Source organism: Microcoleus sp. T2B6 (genome assembly GCF_036700475.1).
Lineage (GTDB): Bacteria > Cyanobacteriota > Cyanobacteriia > Cyanobacteriales > Microcoleaceae > Microcoleus.
On sequence record NZ_JAUBOZ010000006.1, the window covers coordinates 1 to 19217 of the forward strand.

Below are 19217 nucleotides of genomic sequence, written 5' to 3' on the forward strand. Positions count from 1 at the left end.
GCCTGCTTGGTGTAACGATCCACTGACTGACGTAGCGATCTATCGCCTGACTCTTTTAAGATACAAGGGGCGGGTTCACCAATAGTTTCAAAGGATACCCAAAGACTCAAAAACCCGCCCCCTCCCCGCGCGATCGCCACCCAAGTGGGGGCGGGTTTACGAGATTATCGGTTTTAGGCAATTATTGTTGGTAAAACCCGCCCCTACAGATTTAATTCCTCAAATTCTGGATTGCCGTAAACCATCTGTTTATCTACCGCCGACAAAACTTTATTGTTAGCAGCATCAGAAACTAAACACTGACAAACTAGCTGCGCTACATCGGCCCGGTGAATCGTTCCAGCAACTCGACAATCTTCTGTTAAAATACCGTTGCCTGTTGCAGGTTCCGATTTGAGTCCGCCCGGACGAATTACTGTATAAATCATCCCGCTTTCTATCAAATGATTTTCGGCTTTTTCCTTTTCAATTAAAACCGGGCGCAAAGTTTCTAAAGCTTGGGGCGGCAAAGCGCCGACACTATTACCGCTGCCGATGGATGAAACTAAAATAAATTTTTGCACGCCTGCTTTGACGGCCGCATCAATCAAGTTTTTGTTGCCCAAATAATCTGCTCTTTCTCCATCTTTGGGCAAGCCGCCAATTGTGCTGATTACCGCATGAATTGGCTCACCGCCAGCCATCGCCGCTTCCATAGCTGCTGCATCCAAAGCATCGCCTGTCACGACTTTGATGCCCATTGCTTCTAATTCGGTGCTGATTGCGGGCGATCGCAAAAGTGCAGTTACTTGCATCTTTTGTCCTACCAACAACTTCGCGATTTCTAGGCCTACGCCTCGGCTAGCACCCGCTAAAAAAATGTGGGATTTTTCGGTCATATTAATTGGGTTTTAAGTTGTACAGAAATTGGTTTTTTTGACTGTGGAACAGTATACAACAATCCTCTGTAAATTTTTGAATTAGTTTTTTTTTACCGCAGAGGGCGCAGAGGGCGCAGAGGAAGAGAGGGGAAGGATTGGCAATTTCCCATTTACGTTAGAGTTTTTTGCCCACTATTACTACCCAAGATTGAGCTTCGCGGGGTAAGCCGGGGGGGCGATAGTAGTGATTGACAATTGCAAATCCCGCTTGTTCTAAACAAGGCGCTAAAGTATGATATTCCCATCCGGCTGTATAGCGTTTTCCCGTTGGTCTCTCGTCGTATCCTTCCCAATTTCCCCGGCACATTGACATGACAATTGCGCCGTTAACAACTAAGGCTTTGTGCAAATCTTGCAGCACTTTCACCATCTCGTCGCTGGGAACGTGAATCAGGGAAGCATTGGCAAAAATACCGTCAAATTCTGCCTCTGGCAATTCGAGATTCAGAAAAGATTGTTGCCAAACTTCGCATCCAGATAACTTCTTAGCTATTTCTACAAAAGCCGGAGTTGCATCTAAGCCTACAACTGTGTGTCCTTGGCTTTTAAAGGCAACCAAATCTCGTCCCGGCCCGCATCCTATATCTAGAATTTTACCTGGATTGCGGGGCATGGCAGCGGTCAGTGCGGCTCGATTTTGGGATACGTCGTGATGCCAAGTTCCTGATCGGAAAGATTCGGCAGTTAGCTGGTATTCTGCGATCGTAATTTCTTCGCGTTTGTCCATAATTTCCCCCTCTTGTATGATTTGAGATTGGTTAATTCAAGAAGACCGGGCGAATATAATTCGCGGCTATACAGACAAAACCCGCCTCCGCGGGTTGAAGAATTGGCGGTGAAAATTAGGCGATCTTCTTTAGTCCGCGGAGGCGGACATCGTTTGTGTAGACGCGGTTTCAACCGCCGTCTTATCTTCGGGAGATTCGATCGCAAATCCCGCATCTTCGGGGGATTCGATCGCAAATCCCGCATCTCGAATCATGTCCCAATCTTGATGGGCAGCTTGTCCGGGAGTTGTCAGATAATCGCCAACAAAGATAGAATTAGCGGGGTAGAGTCCGAGAGGTTGCAGCGATCGCAAATGTACTTCCCGTCCCCCAGCAATCCGAATTTCTTGACTGGGAAGCAAAAATCGGAACAAACAGAGAATTCGCAAACATTGGCGGGGAGTTAACCGATTCACATCTGCAAATGGTGTGCCGGGAATCGGAATGAAAAAGTTGACCGGCACGCTAGTAACGCCCAACTTGCGAAGCGAAAGCGCTAAATCGATCGCATCATCATCCGATTCGCCCATCCCCAAAATTCCGCCGGAACAAGTTGTGATCCCCGCTGCTTTTACGTGTTCGACGGTTTCCACCCGATCGCCAAAAGTGTGAGTGGTGCAAATGTCCGTGTGATATGATTCGGAAGTATTGAGATTGTGATTTACGCGATCGACTCCAGCTTTAGCCAAACGATGAGTTTGCTCCTCGCTCAACAATCCCAAACAAGCGCAAATTTTTAGGTTATAATTTGCCTTCACAGTCTCGACAGCATCCAAAACGCGATCGAAAGTAGATGCGTTAGGTTGGCGGCCCGAAATCACCAAACAAAACGTACCAGCTTTTAAATCTGCGGCGCGTTGGGCGGCATCCAGAATTTTCTCCTTAGCTAAAAGCGGATATTTCTCAATTTCCGCAGTCGAAATTTTTGACTGAGAACAATAATGGCAATCTTCAGGACAAAGGCCACTTTGAGCATTTAACAAATAGTGCAGCCTGACTCGGTTTCCCCAGTAGTGGCGGCGCACCCGATAAGCTGCGTTTAGTTGTTCCAGCAAAACCTCATCCGGTGCGCGCAATACGGCTAAAGATTGCTCGCGAGAGAGACATTTGCCCGCCAGCGCGTCGTCAGCCAAATCGTTCCAATTGGGTAAATTCATTACTAAAATTAAAGGGTTTACAGAGTATCCAAAACCTGACGAATCACCCGATAAATCGATTCTAGTTCATCAGGAGAAATGCAGTAGGGAGGCATCAAGTAAAGCGTATTTCCCAAGGGGCGGAGCAAAAACCCCGCTTCGAGAAATCTGGCTTTCAATAGAGGAGCGATGTCATTAAAATAACCGGAATCGCTTTCCGTTTTCACATCCATTGCTGCGATGGTGCCACAAGTCCGAATCCGTTCTAGTTTAGGATGATTTCTCAGCCATTGATTCAGATATTGGCGGTGCAATTTTTCCATCCCTTGATACACATTTGGGTTTTGCTCCAAAAGCTCCAAGGATGCTACACTCACCGCACAAGCTAAGGGATTTCCGGTGTAAGAATGACCGTGAAAAAAAGCTTTGTCCCATTCATCTCGCCAGAAAGCTTGATAAATATCCTCCGATGCCATTGTGACAGCAATTGGCAAACAGCCACCAGACAATCCTTTAGACAAACACAGGATATCCGGTGAAGTTGCAGATTTAACCGAGGCAAACAGTTCGCCCGTGCGCCCAAAACCCGTCATTACTTCATCGTAAATCAACAATACATTAAATTGGCCCGCAAGTTGTGCGATCGCCTGCAAAAACTCAGGGCGGCACATTCGCATCCCCCCAGAACCTTGCACCAAAGGTTCGATAAAAATACCCGCATAGCCGCCCTGCTTTAACAAAAACTCCAATTTCTCTAAACTCGCCGCCTCCTTGCTTTCCACCTCCTCGTCGCCGTCAAAAGTCGCCGGAAAAGGAACAACATCCCCAGCAAACATTAAAGGTGCAAAAGATTCCCACCACAGCGAACTTCTGCCAGCAGACATCGCGCCCACAGTATCGCCGTGATAACCTCCCTCAAAACTAATAAAGCTAGTGCGGTTAGTTTCTCCGAGATTGCGCCAATATTGAAATGCCATTTTCAGAGCAACTTCAACAGCAGTCGAGCCGTTATCAGAAAAGAAAATCCGCGTTAAAGAAGCAGGCGTATGAGTGAGCAATTTACTCGCAAGTTTCTCGGCAGGTTCGTGAGTAAAACCCGCAAAAATTACGTGTTCTAACTTTTGAGCTTGTTCGTAAAGAGCCTCGGCGAGAACCGGATGGCTGTGGCCGTGAACAGTCACCCACCAACTAGAAATGCAGTCGAGAATTTGCCGCCCGTCTGCCAATTCCAGCACAGATCCTTTGCCGCGAATTACCTTCAGTGGGGGGCCAGCCGTTTTCATTTGCGTGAAGGGCTGCCAAATCGGTGAATTTGAATAATTATGTTCCTGATTCGCAGTCATTTTTGCCCCAATTACTAATATTAACCTGCATTTTAATATAGCAATAATAACGCCCTTATGAACTTTTTATTTTTGATTCTTTCTTCATCTCTTCCTTAGTGTCCTTAGCGTCTTCGCGGTTCGTTAAAAAAAATCTAGTTGGGTGTCGATGCCCCCTGCCTGGGAACGTCAGCCCCCCTACCACGTATTCGCAGGCAATGGTTAAAATTGTCAGTTACAATTTTCTGCCTTTGAGCAAATAAGTCGTCATAGATCCTTTGCCTTTAACATTAATTTTACCCCGCTTTTCCAACAAATACTTATCGCACAGCAACTCATAAGTTGAGTTGCTAACTTGAATTTTACCCGGAAGTCCCTGAGATTCCATGCGGCTTGCTGTATTCACAGCATCTCCCCACAAATCGTAAATAAACTTTTTAGTGCCGATGACACCTGCTACCACAGGCCCAGTATTAATGCCAATGCGGATATTGAGAGGTTTACCGCATTCGTCGCGGAATTTCATAATTTCTTGCTGCATTTCTAAGGCCATTTCGGCAATAGATTCGGCGTGATTTGTACAGGGAAGCGGCAAACCGCCTGCTACCATATAATTGTCGCCGATAGTCTTAATTTTTTCTAAGCCGTATTGTTCGCTTAAGCGATCGAAAGCTGAAAATATTTTGTTAAGTAATTCTACTAATTCTTCAGGAGATGTGCGCGAAGATATTTCGGTAAAGCCCACAATATCCGCAAACAAAACTGTAACATCGGCAAATCCGTCCGCAATATTTATCTGACCTTGTTTTAGGCGATCGGCAATCATTACTGGTAATATATTTAGTAATAAACGTTCCGACTTTTCTTGTTCGGCGCGCAATACTTCCTCAGCTTGTTTCCGCTGTGCAATTTCCTGGTAAACTCGGTGAAACATTTGATTGAATGCGACCATGAGTTCTCCCAACTCGTCATCCCGCTTGACAGACAGAGAGTAGAAATCAGGTTGTGCTCGATCTTTGCTCAAAGCGTCTCCGGCAGCGATCAAGTCATCGCGCAATCTCAAGAGAGGTGCAATTACTGTCACGCCTAAAAAAAACATAGTCACAGAAGTGACAAAGGCTGATATAATAATGACTAGAACAGCCACCCGTCCGATAAATGCGTAAAGTTCCGGTTGAACGGTGGAAGCATCGTGGCGAACAATTAAGATGTAATCGCCTCCCAAATGTCGCTCCGTCCAAGCAATATCGTAGCGCTTGCCATCGAAATTGTGACTGTGAACTATACGAGCTTTTTTTAGTTGCTCTAAACTGATTTCTGGGGGTTCGCCAAGTGTATATATTAGCTCACCGTTAGCTTGGTAAATAGATAGTCCTAAGACTACTTGAGAATCCTTAGTAATATTTTTTACTTCTTCTTGCAAGAAAGTGCGATCGGAAATATCTTGTTGGAGCAAAAACTCTAGGGAATCAACAGTCGCCCGAGATACCTGTTCCAGTTGACTTAAAAGTTCATTTTCGCGCCGAAAATAAGAGGGAACTAAAATAATTCCCTCTATGACAAGAATGCTAGCAAATACCCACAAAGCTATTTGCCTAGACAAGCGAGATTTGAAAAATTTCAAAAATGATAAAATCCGCAATAACATAAAACTTACTATTTTGCCAATGGCTAATGTAGGACCTAGGAAAAAAAACCGGGTTTCTCGTAATCAATTTTGGGTGTGTCAACGAAGCAACCGCCCAGAAACCTGGTTTCTCACATCCCCTGTGTACTTCCTATAATTGTCAGCAGTCAACAGCCAGCAGCTATTAACTGTTACTTCTTGGCTGCTTGCTGCTGACTAATATCATGTCCGATTGATTAACCATAATATCGCGGTCGGGGCGGGTTTTTCAGATTGTCAATTATTGGCAGGTATTGTTGGTGAACCCGCCCCTACGAAAATCGCGGTCGATCGACCGGACATGATATAATGACTGATGACTCTGGACTAACTAGCAGACCCCTTAATAATATAATAAACAAATTAAACCGAAACTGCGCTGACTAGCCTGCCTCCAAGCAGATAAGTATTCATATCGCCCTTGCCTTTGATGTGGATAATTCCTCTGTTTTCAAACAGATACTTATTTCTCAAGATATCGTAAGTGGATTGTGTGACTTGAATCACGCCGGCAATCCCGTTAGGGTAGAGGAAAGCTCAGACATATTTGCCATCGCTACTCCTACACCTACACAAAATAAAATTGTCAGCGCAAGCAGAATTCGCTTATAAATTAATTGGCTGATGGCAGCCCGAATTGGAGAAATCAACTGGCGCATGGTATCCTCAAGTGTGAGGTTTAATCTTGATGGGAATTTATGCACTACTAACATAACACTGCTTTTTCAAAGTGTTTTGTTGGCCTCGGGGGTAAAGCAAGACTCTCTGAGTGCAACCGAGGGTTAATTATTGTTTACCGCGAGTGTTTCGCTTATCCGTAAGAATACGCATAACTTTATAGTGGTTTTCTGTTGAGTGAAGTACAGATGATCGAGTAAGGACACGGCGCCGTGCTTATTGGTGTCAACTTAAGAATGAAACCCCTGATAAATCTCGCTTTTAACCCAGTCTAGATCCCCCTAAATCCCCCTTAAGAAGGGGAGTAGGGGTTGACTTTGAGAAGATTCCTGTCTCCCCCTTATTAAGGGGGGCTAGGGGGATCGAGCCTTAATCGTCAGACAGCAAATCCGTAGTACGTTTAACGTTAAGTTGACACGCTTTGGGCTGTGCCCTCTCCCTACTTCACGCAATTTTTGCTTGATATCGGTTAGGATAGCAATTGTAGTCTATGGTTGGCGATCGTGAATTCTGACTCTACTGCCTCACCTGCGCGCAACGAAATTTTGCCGGGAGAAGTTTTCGTCAATACTGCCAATTTTGATACGGGTATTCGGCGACTTTTACCTAAATATGACGAAATGTTGGATGTATTAGCAGGCTGCATTGCTAACACAAACCACCGCATTTTAGAACTCGGCTGCGGTACGGGGGAACTCACTTTAAAAGTTCTCAAACGCTACCCGTCTGCCGAAATAGTTGCTGTCGATTACTCGCCGCGAATGCTTGATTTTGCCCGCGCCAAAATAGAGTCTGCAGGATACGCAGCCCGGTGGACTGGCATAGAAATGGATTTTGGAGAATGGGCGAACAATCCAAATTTCTCAGGCTTGGGCGATAAATTCAATGCTTGCATTTCATCTCTGGCAATTCACCATCTTGAGGATGACATGAAGTTGAAATTGTTTCAACGCATTCGCGAAAGTTTAAATGCTGGTGGCTGTTTTTGGAATGCCGATCCTCTTTTAGCAGAATCAGCAGCAATGAAAGATATTTATCAAGCGGCGCGAGAAGATTGGGCGCTAAATCAGGGGGAAACCTTAGCACAAATTCGCGCAAATGTGGGGACGAGTGTCTCTTACGGGTATTCTAATCCCGATCGCCTAGCTACACTTTCGGCACAGTTGGAAATGCTGGTAAAAGCTAGATTTGAGACTGTTGCAGTGCCTTGGAAATACTACGGTATGGCGGTGTTTGGGGGATTTGTTAATTAAAAAAGCAGCCCTGGAAGCAGAACTTCTATATGTAGGGTGCACGAATAAGCACCTTACTGCTTAAAGAAAGATTGCAATTAGTATTTTATGTTACTAAGTTCTGGTTGATAAAATATATAATATGAATTCCGGTTGCATTGGAATGATTAAACCGCAGAGAACGCAGAGAACGCAGAGGAGAGAACAGAGAGATGAATAATTCCGATGCTAACGGATTTGATATAATACTGCGAGCATAAAGGAAACAAAATGACTGCCACTGCGATTCAAAGTATTGACTGGGATGCTTTTTCTTCGGAACTATCGGGAATTGAAATAATTAGCGATCGCGCGCAAGTTGTCAAGCTATCTCACGACTATTATCATTTCAGTCCAATTTTGCAACCTCTCTTAAGTGATAAAACAGGAGATTTAGTCGTTCGTCCCGCCAGCGAAGCCGAAGTTTTGCGAATTGCTGCGGCCTGCGTCAAATTCAAAATTCCGCTAACTGTTAGAGGTGCAGGAACGGGCAATTACGGGCAGTGCATTCCCCTCAAGGGCGGCGTCATTTTAGATACCAGCAAAATGCACAATATCCGCTGGATAAAACCGGGTTTAGCTTGCGTAGAACCAGGGGTGAAAATGTCGGTTTTCGACAAACAAGCGCGAGAAACTGGTTGGGAATTGCGGATGGTTCCCTCAACCTATCGCACCGCAACGATTGGGGGATTTATCGGCGGCGGTAGCGGGGGAATTGGTTCGATAACTTACGGGCAATTGCGCGATCGCGGAAATCTTCATGCTGTTCGAGTCGTTACAATGGAAGACGAGCCCCGCGTCATCGAATTGCGCGGCGATGAAGTGCAAAAAGTCAATCACGCTTACGGCACAAATGGAATTATTACTGAGTTAGAAATTCCTCTCGCCCCTGCTTATCCTTGGGCGGAAATCATCGTCGCTTTTGACGATTTTATGACATCGGCAAACTTCGGTCAAGCTTTGGGCGATGCTGACGGAATTATCAAAAAACTAATTTGTGTTTGTGCTTGGCCGATTCCTGCTTATTTTGCTGCTTTCCGCGATGCAATTCCTGAAGGTAAGCACTGCGCTTTGTTAATGGTAGCTGAATCTTGTCTGGAACCGCTGCAAGATTTGGTGCGCGAATATGGCGGCACAATTTGCTATCAAAAAAACGCGCAAGCAGCGAGCAAAGGTGCAGCTATTGCTGAATTTACTTGGAATCATACAACTCTCCACGCTCGCAGCGCTGACCCGTCTCTGACTTATTTGCAGACGCTTTTTCCCGCAGATAAAGGTTGGAAATTGATTGAGGAACTGTACAATTATTATGGGGATGAGGTGATGATGCACTTGGAGTTTTTGCGGATGAATGGCAGGGCGATCGCCGCGGCTTTGCAAATAGTTCGCTACACTACGGAATCACGGCTCAATGAAATTATTCGCTATCACGAAGAGCAAGGCGCATTGATTGCTAATCCTCACACTTATATATTGGAAGATGGAGGGATGAAAAGTATTAATGTGGAACAGTTGCAGTTTAAAGAGTTGGTCGATCCTTACGGTTTGCTTAATCCGGGTAAAATGCGGGCGTGGTTGGAACGGGATTAAGGAGGATGGTTTTTAGATTGTTCGGCGGTTTCAACGGCTGCTAAACAAACGAAGTCCGCCTTCGCGGACTAAGGAATAAAATTAAAACTCGGCGGTTGAAACCGCTGCTAGACAAACGAAGTCCGCCTACGCGGACTAAGAAAGCAATTTAAGGGACGGGGGCGGTAATTTCTGCTGGTGCGATCGCCCCTGGTGTAGGTACTGCTTGGTTTTCCAGTAGTAGGCGCTGTTTGTTGCGAAATTCTGCGGCCGCATCGTTTAAATTTTGGCGCTGTTCGCTATTAAATTCTTCCATGCTGCGGCCACCGCCCAATTTCGATCGGTGAATTAAATCAAATATTCCCCTTCCGCTGCTGCGGCCGGAAAATGGGTCGGTATTGTCTTGAGTTTGAAAGTCTTGCAGCGGTTGGGCATTATTTAAACCGCTGGCTTGAGCGAAGCTTGCTTGAGGGGAGAACAGAACACAGGATGCGATCGCGCTTGCAGCAATCCCCATCATCAATTTGCCGGATTTGGAAGTTTTGGTGTTCATCATTTATTTATTAGTTGAACTTTCAAAAAAACAATTGTATCTAAACAATATTCTGACTTGTGACTAAATATTATATTACTTCGCTGGGGCTAAGGACAGGGCAATGCCCAGGGCGTGTCAACTTAAGCTTTTAGTCCGCCAGTCCTCTCGCTTACCCGGTAGTCCGCCAGGGAATGAATTCCCTGTCTCATAGCGAAAGTCCTCTGAAAGAGGACTGAAGAACTCATTAGTCCTATCGTTGACCCAGCAGTCCGCCAGGGAATGAATTCCCTGTCTCATAGCTAAAGTCCTCTGAAAGAGGACTGAAGAAGTCATTAGTCCTCTCGCTTACCCGGCAGTCCGCCAGGGAATGAATTCCCTGTCTCATAGCGAAAGTCCTCTGAAAGAGGACTGAAGAAGTCATTAGTCCTATCCAAGAGGACTTTGGCTTTGAGAGTCTTGTTTCAACCCCTGACGGACTATCGGTTTTACCTTAAGTTGACACGACGAAAGGCACGGCGCCGTGTCCTAGAATTGACGGTGCAGGTGAAACGATCGCCCTAAGCAAACCGGCGTCTCAGCAGCGGTTGAATGCTCAGCAGCGCCACCAAATCAAACGCCAGCAGCACTAACAGCGCTCCTCCAAAGGTGACAGTACCCCAAGGAGCCTGCATCACGACACTGGCTAGCGACCAATCGCTGTGCAGGTACAGGTAGCGGATGGGTTCGATCGCGTAACTCAGAGGATTGAGAGTCACCACAACTTGCAGCCACTCTGGCATAAATGACAGCGGCGCGAGGGCTGTGCTGGCAAATAACAGCGGCAAGTTAGTAACAAAAATTACCGCTATTAATTCTACGTGACCGGGGAGAGCGAAGGCTAAACCCAGACTCAAGCCGGTGACGCCCAAAACTAATAGTAGGACAATTAGGGCGATCGCCCCCAGTCCGGCAATTCCGGGGAATCCCGCGCCCAAAAACGCGCCCGCTGTAACGATTGTGCCGGTTTGGATAAAGCTGAGGGTGACGATAAAAATAGCCGAAGCCAGGACGATCGAAAATCTGGAAGCCAACGGCGCGACTAATAAGCGGTTGAGAAATCCGAACTCGCGATCGAACATAATCGGCAAACCAGCATTCAGCGCCCCGGCAAATGCTGTAAAAACGATTACACCGGCGCCGAGAAATTGTCCGTAATTCTGGCTTTCGCCGAACAAGCCGGCGGGTGCATTTTCAAACAGAGCTCCGAACAAAACCAACCACATCAGGGGCTGAATAATGCCTGCAACTAGCGTGGAGGGGCGGCGCTGCAATTGAATAAACAGGCGCTTGGTTAAGGCGAGTGTTTCTTGGATGAAGTCGCCCAGCAGGGAACTCGAAGTGTCAGCGGATGCTGTGGAGAGTGGCCGCTGCTGGTTGAGGTTGTTGGGGGATGTAACAGTACCGCTCATAATTGCTTGTTGTTGATTTTGATTAAATCTGAGATATTGCACCAGTTGCAATCATCCCTTTAGGGCGGGCTAGAAGCCCACCCCACAAGAAGAAAATTGACTCTTTGTGGAACAGGCATCTTGCCTGTTAAGCGAGAATGCTGCTCTTGGGTGAGTTAAATCTAACTCTCTTTACAGTAGCAAGTCTGGAGGTATTGGTGGTGTTGGGCGGGCGATCGCTTTTTGTGTGGAGTTTTGGTAAACTGAATATCATGTTATCGCACACACCAGACCTCGCCGAACAAGTTAATGATTGGGAATTTATCGAATTGTGGGGAGATCCGATTGTTTTTCCTCCTCGTATTTTGATGTTAGTGAGTGCAAAAAAGGGAGGATTTTGTATTTACGAGCCATCAGCTAACTATAAGTCTCTATTTTCAAGTTCAAGTTATGATGAGGCTCATTCATAGCTTGTGGAAGATGAGTATGATCGCTGCGATGGTCGGCTTTTAGCGGAGAAAATTGTTTGATTTTTTTAGAGGGATATCGTGCTAAAATTAAGGCGAGCAGAATTATCCAGACTTGATAATCATCGTAGATTTTAGGATATAATCCTATTGATTAAAAATTGACTTCTTCCAATATGCCAGCCAAAGACCTATATCACAATGTTGTCAAAAACGCCCTCATCAAAGACGGATGGAGAATTACCCACGATCCCTTGCGATTAAAATGGGGAATTAAAGATATGTACGTGGATTTGGGCGCAGAGCGGATTTTAAGTGCTGAGAAAGCTGGACAGAAGATAGCTGTAGAAGTCAAAAGTTTTGTGGGCGCATCAGACATGAATGACCTGGAGAATGCGCTGGGTCAATACTTAGTTTATCGTTCTGTTATAGCTAGAACTGAACCAGATAGAAAGCTCTACCTAGCTATTACAAAATCAGTTTTTAGCGAATTATTGTCGGAACCGCTTGGTCAAATTATTAGAGCCGATTATCAAGTATGTTTAATCGTTTTTGCCGAACAAAATGAGGAGATAGTACAATGGGAACCTTAGAGAATTATCGTCGCATTATCAAAAAAATTCTGACTGAATATGCTCAAATACCTTATGCTTATGGAGACATTCAGATTCAAACGGTTTTTGATAGCGATTCCGACCGTTATTTGCTAATAATATTGGGGCGCGAAAACGATATCCGAGTTCACGGATGTTTAGTTCATGTTGATATTATTGAGGGAAAAATTTGGATTCAAAGAGATGGAACTGAAGAGGGAATTGCGAATGAGTTAGTAGGGGGGGGAATCCCGAAAGAACAGATTGTTTTGGGATTTCGTTCTCCCAATATTCGGCAGTACACGGGATTTGCGGTAAATTAAATATAGAGGATAAAGCTATGTCATCAAGGGCGATCGCAACTTTGGTCAAAATCATGGAATCTCTGCCAGAAACTCTTCAAGACAAAGTGGTTGAAAATTTGCGAGAATATCTTGAAGACTTAAGGTATGAAGAGGAGTGGAATTTATCTTTTGAGAACACGCAACAATCGCTGATTGTGGCTGCACAGCGCGCCAAACAGGAAATTTCCGCAGGGAAAGCACAGCCATTAGATATTGATATAGCTTTAGAAATACCAACACTCGCCGACTATCCCAGTCGCCGAGAATTTATGCAATTGCCGCTTGAAGAGAGGCGAAGCATTCTAGCAAAACAAGCTGAGGCAATGTTGCAGCATTACCAGGAAGATAGAGAATGGCAAGAATGAGAGTATCAGTAGTCTCTTATAAAGAGCGATCGCACTTAGCTTAAGTAAGGGCGATCGCAGACTTACAACTTAGCATTCCCAGGTTACGCAGTCAGAAGGCAGTTATGGTTTAGCAGCTTTAACCACATCCTCAACCATTTTAATCGCCTCTTTGATTGCAATTTTACCGCTTTCTACGGCGCTAATTAAATCCTGAGCGTCTTTCGGGCTAATTAAATCGAGCCTGACGGGTTCTTTCAAGGAAACAATAAATTTAGTTTTATCGCTGTCTTCCAGCTTGGAGGCTCTTTCTTTGGCTTCAACATCTCTTAGCTGTTCTTTTAAGTTTTTAAGCATTTCTTCTTGTTTTCCCTCATTATAATTGCCCTCAAATATTCGTTTTACTCCTACAAGAGCAGCAGCACCTAAAGCTGCACCGCCAACAACTAATCCTACGGGAGGTGCAACGGTTATTAACCCAAATAGAAGTGGTATACCACCGAAAGCTGCCACCGCCGCACCAGCACCGGCCGCCCCCACCACACCAATGCCAATATCGGCTAAAATCCCTAATTTATCATGTGGGTTTTTTTCCAATTGCTCTATTGACTTAAGAATTTGCTCTTTGGTTGGCGTTTTATTTGCAGACATATTAGACCTCAATCTTTTTGCTAATTTGGGCAGTTAAGCAGTGATGACGTTGCGAAAAATTGTATTGAAAACGTCTATCATTAGTTGAAAAAATGCTTTGGCAATCTCAATCATGTCTTGAGCAATTCCAATAATTCCATCAGACACCTCTTTGCCTCGATCGAGTCGGTGGCCGGCTATTGCACCAATTGGGATACCCAGCGCTGTTGCCAAAGGTTCTAATAACGGGCCGACAAATGGTATCGAACTTGCCAAAATTCTTACAGCGACACCAACAGCAACCCCTATAACTAAATTGGGATGCGCTTTGACAAATTCTATAATTTTAATCAGGAGAATTTTACCGATGAATAAAACTTTGTTAGCAGCTTTTTTCGTGTATGTGGCAAGTTCATGCAGCCGCATCGAGACTTCATGTGGCAAGCCGATATCATTTAACCACACATACAAGTCGCTGCTACTCATTGCATCAGCATCGACTTGCCAGAGAGCCATTTTTAAATTAGCTTGCGGTAGGGATAATGCACTAGACATGATTTCTTTCCTATGGTAAATTAGAAAATATTTACGAACATTTCACGAGGCGAAAAGCCCCTAGACATTGCTCACAGATATAGCAACACTGCGAGCAACTTCTTTAACCGCTGGAGTAGCGGATGCAGCCACATTTTGAGCCACTTTTTTAACCGTTAGGGAGGGACGGTGCTATCTGGCATAGTTGCGCCAGTCAGATTTACATTGTTAAAATCTTTTAGGTTGCCTAAGATTGTTTTAAAGCCCGTGATTAAATTTTAATTTAATTTTTATGTATTGGAAAGTAGGAGAATGTCACAATTTGCCAGGAGTTAATAAAATTAGCTAGCCGTTAAAAGTCATATTTTGTCCTTCTTAGCCATAAAACGTCAGAAAAAGTCTGATACAATAAATAAAACCTCCTACACCTACCCAATAAATGGATGTTCAAGAACTCTTAAGGTTGGCCGATGGCTTGGTGTTCGCTAAGACCGGCAAACGATTGGACGATCTGCAACAGGCAGTAGTACGGGGAACGTGGCAAGGTAAAAGATACTCCGAAATTTCTAAAGAGGTTCATTGTACTGAACGCCATGTCAGAAATATTGCCTCAAAGTTATGGCAAACTCTTTCAGAAATATTAGATGAAGATGTAATGAAATCAAATTTGCGCTCCACAATGGAGAGGTATGAATTTTCTAAAGTTTCAAATTTTGGTGATTTTAATTTTGTACAAAACAAAGGTAACATCAACGTTTGCACAGAAACCTCACACCCTCCAAAATATCCACAACACTCACCCCCTACACAAACCTCAAATGAAGACAACACCCAACAGAAACCGCGACTCGATTTAAGAGACGCACCAGATATCAAAACCTTCTACAACTACCCCAACTCACCCCTCACCGCCCTCGAAAACTCGATCGCCCGCCAAAACTGCCGCCTCCTCACCATCACAGGCATGAGTGGCACCGGCAAAAGTGCGATCGCCCGTCACCTCATCCCCCAAATTCAAACTCAATTCGATCGCATCATCTGGCGCAGTCTCCGCACCTCCCCACCCCTCGAAACAACCCTCAAAAACCTGATTCAATTTCTATCCGATCGCACAGAAATTAACTTTTCCGCCAACATCGATGCTCAGTTGTCAATCCTAATAGAAACATTGCGAGACAATCGCTGTCTAATCATCCTCGATGACGTGCAGCAAATTCTCAGCAGCGGGCAACTTGCAGGACATTATAAACCAGGATATGAAAACTACGGAACCCTATTTAAACTCATCGGCGAAATTCCCCATAATAGCTGCTTAATTCTCAATAGTTGGGAACCACCCTCAGACATCCTCACATTCACCGACGATAATTCAGCAGTATGTTTATTACAGTTAACTGGGGTAGGTGAAGCAGCAACAGAAATTTTTAGAGAAAAAGGTTTGTTGGATGAAGAATACTGGCCAGAATTGATTAACCTTTATCAAGGTAATCCCCTGTGGTTAAAATTAGTCGCTCAAACCATTAACAACTTATTTGGCGGTAGAGTCTCTCAATATTTAAGCTATCAACCAGTATTTTTAAGCGATGAATTGACACCGATATTGCAGCAGCACTATCAGCGGTTGTCGGAAATAGAAAAACAGGCTATTTCGCAACTTAGTAATGAAATCGAACCTGTTTCCTTTACTCAATTTTTGGCAAAATGTCAAGGTTCGCAGGGCGAATTATGTAAAGCAATTCAATCTTTAGATAGACGGGGAATGATCGAAAAATTGAGCTGTGAAGCTGAAATCGTTTTCAGGATTGCACCTGTGTTAAAACAGTATGTTAAAATGGTGGCAGAATAGTCTTAAATATCTATAGTCCGGGACACGCTCCGATTAAAGAAACCGGGTTTTTTACCTAATTTACGGTATGTAACTAAGTATTTCGTAAAAAAACCCGGTTTCTGGGCCACCATGCGTAAGTCCTAATCTAGCTAAATGAGAGCAAACCACTATCGCAACTCAAACCCAACCTAAACTAATGCTCACTTTCGATCGATTCATCAAGCAACTTCCAGATGAAGACGGACGTTATGAACTGGTTAATGGAGAAATTATCAAAATATTACCAACAATCAGACTGCACGAAAATGTAGCTGATTTCCTTGAAAATACGTTCCAAGACGAGGTAAAAAGACTCCACCTGAATTACAGGGTATCTGGCCGAATTGTAGTCAGGACATTAACCCCGAATGGTAAAGAACAAGGCCGCCATCCTGATGTTACAGTAGTAGACAAAACCCTCTGGGAATCGCAGCCCTTCGCCTATTCATCCCTAACTGAACCACCACAATTAGTTGTAGAAGTTGTCTCAACAAATTGGGAAGATGATTATATCGATAAGCTAGATGAATATCAGCGGCTGGGAATTTCTGAATATTGGATTGTCGATTATTTAGCTTTGGGTAGCAGAAACTATTTGGGCAACCCGAAAGAACCGACTGTTTTTGTTTACCTGCTCGATGAAAATGGGGGTTATCAAATGACTGCTTACCGAGGAACTGAGCGAATTATATCCCGAACTTTCCCAGAATTATCACTAACAGCAGAGCAAGTATTGGATGTATGATATCAACTTCAGCTTAAATATCGGTTGATCTCTTAGTCTGCGAAGGCAGACTTTGTTTGTGTAGACGCGGTTTCAACCGCCGAAATACTTAATCCTCAAGATTGTTTTTGGGCTAACAAGCGCGATCGCACAACGCCCAGATCGGGTTGAATGCCTAACAAACGCTGATGGACGGAATCTGCTAATTGCTCGCGATAATATAGGACTAAGCCCAAAGAAACCCGGTTTCTGAGGAAAATCTGGTTTGGCGACGAGAAATCTGTGAAGAAACCGGGTTTCTAACCCCGCGCGCTGAGCTTCAGACATCTCCAAAAAACGTAGTCTTGAACAGGCAAGATGCCTGTTCCACAATAAAATTAACTCTTTGTGGAACAGGCATCTTGCCTGTTTCTGACGAACTTTTCCCTTCCCTCAAACTACGATCGCATCGCCTGTTTTTGCTCAGCCTTCAAATCGCGGTTGCTAGCAGCAGCCAACTCCGCATCCAACAGCGTCTTACCAGTCGCAGCCAAATACACATCATCCAAACTCGGCCGAGATTGAGCAATCCCAAAAGTAGGAAGTCCCGCATCTTTTAAAGCTTGCTGAATAGTCACCAGCGCATCGCTTTGCGGTGTTACTACTAAATTGAGAGAATTTCCTTGAGCCGCGTTGACAATTACTTCCTGCACAAAAGGCAAAGATTGCATCAGAGTTTTAGCTTTTTCGGCTTCTTCCATCGGCGAAAACTCCCGAATCCGCAGAGTCACCCGATCGCCCCCAACCCGATTTTTCAACTCCTCCGGCGTACCCTGTGCAATCACCGTACCCTTGTCAATAATCGCCACGCGATCGGCCAAAGCGTCAACTTCTTCGAGATAGTGACTCGTAATCAAAACCGTCGTACCTTCCTCCCGCAAGCGCCGCAGGAAATCCCACACAACCACCCGGCTTTCAATATCGAGCCCGACAGTCGGTTCGTCTAACACCAAAACATCCGGCTGGTGAAGCAACCCAGCAGCTAAGTCGAGGCGTTTGCGGATACCGCCGGAATAAGTACCCGTCTTTTTATTTTCCCACTCCTCCAAACCGAGGAGTTTCACCATTTCGTCAATCCGCCCTTTAATCGTATTGCGCGGCAAATGGTAAAGCGCTGCTTGCAGTTGCAGGAGTTCCCGCCCCGTCAGCACCTTATCGAGAGCAACTTCTTGGGCGACATAGCCTAGTCTTTGTCTAGCAATTCTCGGCTGGCTGACAGCAGAAATGCCAGACACTTCAATGCGTCCGCTATCGGGCGCACTCAAAGTACAAAGTACCCGCAGGGTTGTGGTTTTGCCTGCACCGTTGGGGCCTAGCAAACCAAATATTTCCCCCGGTTCTACCTTGAAGGAAACATCTTTAACGGCTTCTACAGTGCCGTAGCGTTTCTGAAGATTTTCAATTAAAACGGCGGGAGCCATATATTTTGGGGATGAACTGGTTGTTAATATTTTGACACTTCTGAGCTCAAATTGCCGGAATGGTCGATCGACCTATACGACTCGGTGTGCTTGTAACGATCGCACACTCCTCCTCAACCGGAAACAGCTTATAGTTTTGATTTTTAATACCCGTTTATAAAATATTAACTTTATAGCGGTTCTCAACCCTGATATTCATCAGTTTTCCCACTATTTAATCTCCCATCTCAAATCATGTCCGGTCAATTAACCATGATTCCTGTAGGGGCCCGTGAGCCAAGATATTGAATAGAAACGGGAAAATCTGTAAACCCGCCCTGGCCTTTAATCGCGGTCAATCGATCGGACATGATATCAAATCCAAAAAATTATGAGTTTTGAGTTAATTATAACTTCTCAGTTAGTAACTCAAAACTCACAAGTTTTCAACAAGTAGAGATGCACCCGAAACCTGTTATTTTATAATTATCTCTACCTATAGGCTGATGTGTAGCGAGATTTTGATAATTAACACACTGGTCACACACATCACACTTTCGAGCCAACTATTAAACACAAAAAACTTCCCTAATTGGCAAGTTCTACTTGTAACGAGTTCCCAAAAAATGTAACTGTAGGCCCGTGTTCTCAACCCCGATAGTTATCAGTAATTACCAACTCTTTAATCGAAAATCGAAAATCGAAAATCGAAAATGGTATTAACTCCCCTAAAGGGAGTGGCTGCCACCTCTTTAATCGACAATTTTTACCCAACCGCGGCGAACGTTGTACAGCAGTCGGTTGATGATGGCATACTCATCTTCATTCAGTGTTCTTTCTAAGAGTGCCGATCTGAGCTGTCTCCGGTCGTGGCGAGTCACGACGCTGGAGAACATGACCTGACCAAATAACTCTTCGAGTGTCATTTGGGATACTGACATGATAAACCTCCTAGTTGATTGAGACAGATAAAATTTTAACAGG

21 protein-coding genes are annotated in these 19217 nt (G+C 44.7%); 8 read left to right on the forward strand and 13 right to left on the reverse strand.

The annotated features are described in order from the left end of the window. Positions 1 to 203 precede the first annotated feature (203 nt). The 7 genes from QUA00_RS04060 to QUA00_RS04090 all read right to left on the reverse strand — a co-directional run bounded on the left by QUA00_RS04060 (position 204) and on the right by QUA00_RS04090 (position 6524). Positions 204 to 878 (reverse strand): SDR family oxidoreductase, encoded by a 675-nt coding sequence (locus tag QUA00_RS04060; protein WP_333408761.1) that lies wholly within the window; start codon positions 876 to 878, stop codon positions 204 to 206. A 157-nt stretch (positions 879 to 1035) separates the two neighbouring features. Next, positions 1036 to 1647, reverse strand: a complete 612-nt coding sequence (locus QUA00_RS04065; protein WP_333408762.1) for a methyltransferase domain-containing protein — start codon at positions 1645 to 1647, stop codon at positions 1036 to 1038. A 129-nt stretch (positions 1648 to 1776) separates the two neighbouring features. Further along, a complete protein-coding gene (gene bioB / locus QUA00_RS04070; protein WP_333408763.1) occupies positions 1777 to 2844 on the reverse strand; it encodes a biotin synthase BioB in 1068 nt (355 codons plus the stop codon). Between the two features lie 17 nt (positions 2845 to 2861). Beyond that, positions 2862 to 4166 (reverse strand): adenosylmethionine--8-amino-7-oxononanoate transaminase, encoded by a 1305-nt coding sequence (gene bioA / locus QUA00_RS04075; RefSeq protein WP_333408764.1) that lies wholly within the window; start codon positions 4164 to 4166, stop codon positions 2862 to 2864. 214 nt (positions 4167 to 4380) lie between these two features. Then, complete coding sequence (locus QUA00_RS04080; RefSeq protein ID WP_333305364.1) at positions 4381 to 5793, reverse strand: adenylate/guanylate cyclase domain-containing protein; 1413 nt, start codon at positions 5791 to 5793, stop codon at positions 4381 to 4383. Between the two features lie 381 nt (positions 5794 to 6174). Further along, complete coding sequence (locus QUA00_RS04085; protein ID WP_333305366.1) at positions 6175 to 6318, reverse strand: adenylate/guanylate cyclase domain-containing protein; 144 nt, start codon at positions 6316 to 6318, stop codon at positions 6175 to 6177. Next, positions 6315 to 6524 (reverse strand): hypothetical protein, encoded by a 210-nt coding sequence (locus tag QUA00_RS04090; RefSeq protein WP_333305368.1) that lies wholly within the window; start codon positions 6522 to 6524, stop codon positions 6315 to 6317. Before QUA00_RS04090 ends, QUA00_RS04085 begins: the two co-directional genes overlap by 4 nt. 468 nt (positions 6525 to 6992) lie before the next feature. Here QUA00_RS04090 and QUA00_RS04095 point away from each other — a divergent pair, with 468 nt between their 5' ends. Then, positions 6993 to 7742: a class I SAM-dependent methyltransferase gene (locus tag QUA00_RS04095; protein ID WP_333305371.1), complete on the forward strand. Its 750-nt coding sequence runs from the start codon at positions 6993 to 6995 to the stop codon at positions 7740 to 7742. 249 nt (positions 7743 to 7991) lie between these two features. Then, complete coding sequence (locus tag QUA00_RS04100; RefSeq protein WP_333142487.1) at positions 7992 to 9350, forward strand: FAD-binding oxidoreductase; 1359 nt, start codon at positions 7992 to 7994, stop codon at positions 9348 to 9350. Positions 9351 to 9498: 148 nt separating this feature from the next. Here the strand turns inward: QUA00_RS04100 and QUA00_RS04105 are convergent, their stop codons facing one another. Together QUA00_RS04105 and QUA00_RS04110 are read right to left on the reverse strand one after the other, a co-directional pair. Continuing rightward, a complete protein-coding gene (locus QUA00_RS04105; RefSeq protein ID WP_333408765.1) occupies positions 9499 to 9885 on the reverse strand; it encodes a hypothetical protein in 387 nt (128 codons plus the stop codon). 536 nt (positions 9886 to 10421) lie between these two features. Beyond that, positions 10422 to 11312: an ABC transporter permease gene (locus tag QUA00_RS04110; protein WP_332952239.1), complete on the reverse strand. Its 891-nt coding sequence runs from the start codon at positions 11310 to 11312 to the stop codon at positions 10422 to 10424. Positions 11313 to 11449: 137 nt separating this feature from the next. Between QUA00_RS04110 and QUA00_RS04115 the strand changes: the two genes are divergently transcribed. The 4 genes from QUA00_RS04115 (at position 11450) to QUA00_RS04130 (ending at position 13060) form a co-directional block, all read left to right on the forward strand. Continuing rightward, complete coding sequence (locus QUA00_RS04115) at positions 11450 to 11761, forward strand: hypothetical protein (protein WP_333408767.1); 312 nt, start codon at positions 11450 to 11452, stop codon at positions 11759 to 11761. Between the two features lie 173 nt (positions 11762 to 11934). Beyond that, on the forward strand, positions 11935 to 12351 hold the full coding sequence (locus tag QUA00_RS04120) for an element excision factor XisH family protein (RefSeq protein WP_333408769.1): 417 nt from the start codon (positions 11935 to 11937) through the stop codon (positions 12349 to 12351). Further along, positions 12339 to 12674 carry a XisI protein gene (locus QUA00_RS04125; RefSeq protein WP_333408770.1) on the forward strand — a complete coding sequence of 112 codons (336 nt, stop codon included), beginning with the start codon at positions 12339 to 12341 and terminating at the stop codon, positions 12672 to 12674. The genes QUA00_RS04120 and QUA00_RS04125 overlap by 13 nt, the downstream gene beginning before the upstream one ends. A gap of 17 nt (positions 12675 to 12691) precedes the next feature. Next, entirely contained in the window at positions 12692 to 13060 is a 369-nt protein-coding gene (locus QUA00_RS04130) for a hypothetical protein (RefSeq protein WP_333408771.1), read from the forward strand. 102 nt (positions 13061 to 13162) lie between these two features. On the opposite strand, the gene QUA00_RS04135 is transcribed toward QUA00_RS04130, so the two are convergent. Beyond that, on the reverse strand, positions 13163 to 13690 hold the full coding sequence (locus QUA00_RS04135; protein ID WP_333341057.1) for a hypothetical protein: 528 nt from the start codon (positions 13688 to 13690) through the stop codon (positions 13163 to 13165). A gap of 33 nt (positions 13691 to 13723) precedes the next feature. After that, positions 13724 to 14224, reverse strand: a complete 501-nt coding sequence (locus tag QUA00_RS04140; RefSeq protein WP_333408772.1) for a hypothetical protein — start codon at positions 14222 to 14224, stop codon at positions 13724 to 13726. Between the two features lie 418 nt (positions 14225 to 14642). On the opposite strand from QUA00_RS04140, the gene QUA00_RS04145 reads away from it, so the two are divergent. Both QUA00_RS04145 and QUA00_RS04150 read left to right on the forward strand, forming a co-directional pair. Next, entirely contained in the window at positions 14643 to 16049 is a 1407-nt protein-coding gene (locus QUA00_RS04145) for an NB-ARC domain-containing protein (protein ID WP_333408773.1), read from the forward strand. Positions 16050 to 16227: 178 nt separating this feature from the next. Continuing rightward, positions 16228 to 16815 carry a Uma2 family endonuclease gene (locus tag QUA00_RS04150; protein WP_333142499.1) on the forward strand — a complete coding sequence of 196 codons (588 nt, stop codon included), beginning with the start codon at positions 16228 to 16230 and terminating at the stop codon, positions 16813 to 16815. A 416-nt stretch (positions 16816 to 17231) separates the two neighbouring features. Here the strand turns inward: QUA00_RS04150 and QUA00_RS04155 are convergent, their stop codons facing one another. Both QUA00_RS04155 and QUA00_RS04160 read right to left on the reverse strand, forming a co-directional pair. Next, positions 17232 to 18254: an ABC transporter ATP-binding protein gene (locus tag QUA00_RS04155; RefSeq protein WP_333408774.1), complete on the reverse strand. Its 1023-nt coding sequence runs from the start codon at positions 18252 to 18254 to the stop codon at positions 17232 to 17234. A gap of 731 nt (positions 18255 to 18985) precedes the next feature. Continuing rightward, positions 18986 to 19174: a hypothetical protein gene (locus QUA00_RS04160; protein ID WP_015175516.1), complete on the reverse strand. Its 189-nt coding sequence runs from the start codon at positions 19172 to 19174 to the stop codon at positions 18986 to 18988. Positions 19175 to 19217 lie beyond the last annotated feature (43 nt).

Coding starts and splice junctions, on each gene's coding strand:
- QUA00_RS04060 (WP_333408761.1), bottom strand. CDS start 878: ATGACCGAAAAATCCCACATTTTTTTAGCGGGTGCTAGCCGAGGCGTA.
- QUA00_RS04065 (WP_333408762.1), bottom strand. CDS start 1,647: ATGGACAAACGCGAAGAAATTACGATCGCAGAATACCAGCTAACTGCC.
- bioB (WP_333408763.1), bottom strand. CDS start 2,844: ATGAATTTACCCAATTGGAACGATTTGGCTGACGACGCGCTGGCGGGC.
- bioA (WP_333408764.1), bottom strand. CDS start 4,166: ATGACTGCGAATCAGGAACATAATTATTCAAATTCACCGATTTGGCAG.
- QUA00_RS04080 (WP_333305364.1), bottom strand. CDS start 5,793: ATGTTATTGCGGATTTTATCATTTTTGAAATTTTTCAAATCTCGCTTG.
- QUA00_RS04090 (WP_333305368.1), bottom strand. CDS start 6,524: ATGTTAGTAGTGCATAAATTCCCATCAAGATTAAACCTCACACTTGAG.
- QUA00_RS04100 (WP_333142487.1), top strand. CDS start 7,992: ATGACTGCCACTGCGATTCAAAGTATTGACTGGGATGCTTTTTCTTCG.
- QUA00_RS04105 (WP_333408765.1), bottom strand. CDS start 9,885: ATGATGAACACCAAAACTTCCAAATCCGGCAAATTGATGATGGGGATT.
- QUA00_RS04110 (WP_332952239.1), bottom strand. CDS start 11,312: ATGAGCGGTACTGTTACATCCCCCAACAACCTCAACCAGCAGCGGCCA.
- QUA00_RS04115 (WP_333408767.1), top strand. CDS start 11,450: ATGCTGCTCTTGGGTGAGTTAAATCTAACTCTCTTTACAGTAGCAAGT.
- QUA00_RS04120 (WP_333408769.1), top strand. CDS start 11,935: ATGCCAGCCAAAGACCTATATCACAATGTTGTCAAAAACGCCCTCATC.
- QUA00_RS04125 (WP_333408770.1), top strand. CDS start 12,339: ATGGGAACCTTAGAGAATTATCGTCGCATTATCAAAAAAATTCTGACT.
- QUA00_RS04130 (WP_333408771.1), top strand. CDS start 12,692: ATGTCATCAAGGGCGATCGCAACTTTGGTCAAAATCATGGAATCTCTG.
- QUA00_RS04135 (WP_333341057.1), bottom strand. CDS start 13,690: ATGTCTGCAAATAAAACGCCAACCAAAGAGCAAATTCTTAAGTCAATA.
- QUA00_RS04140 (WP_333408772.1), bottom strand. CDS start 14,224: ATGTCTAGTGCATTATCCCTACCGCAAGCTAATTTAAAAATGGCTCTC.
- QUA00_RS04145 (WP_333408773.1), top strand. CDS start 14,643: ATGGATGTTCAAGAACTCTTAAGGTTGGCCGATGGCTTGGTGTTCGCT.
- QUA00_RS04150 (WP_333142499.1), top strand. CDS start 16,228: ATGCTCACTTTCGATCGATTCATCAAGCAACTTCCAGATGAAGACGGA.
- QUA00_RS04155 (WP_333408774.1), bottom strand. CDS start 18,254: ATGGCTCCCGCCGTTTTAATTGAAAATCTTCAGAAACGCTACGGCACT.
- QUA00_RS04160 (WP_015175516.1), bottom strand. CDS start 19,174: ATGTCAGTATCCCAAATGACACTCGAAGAGTTATTTGGTCAGGTCATG.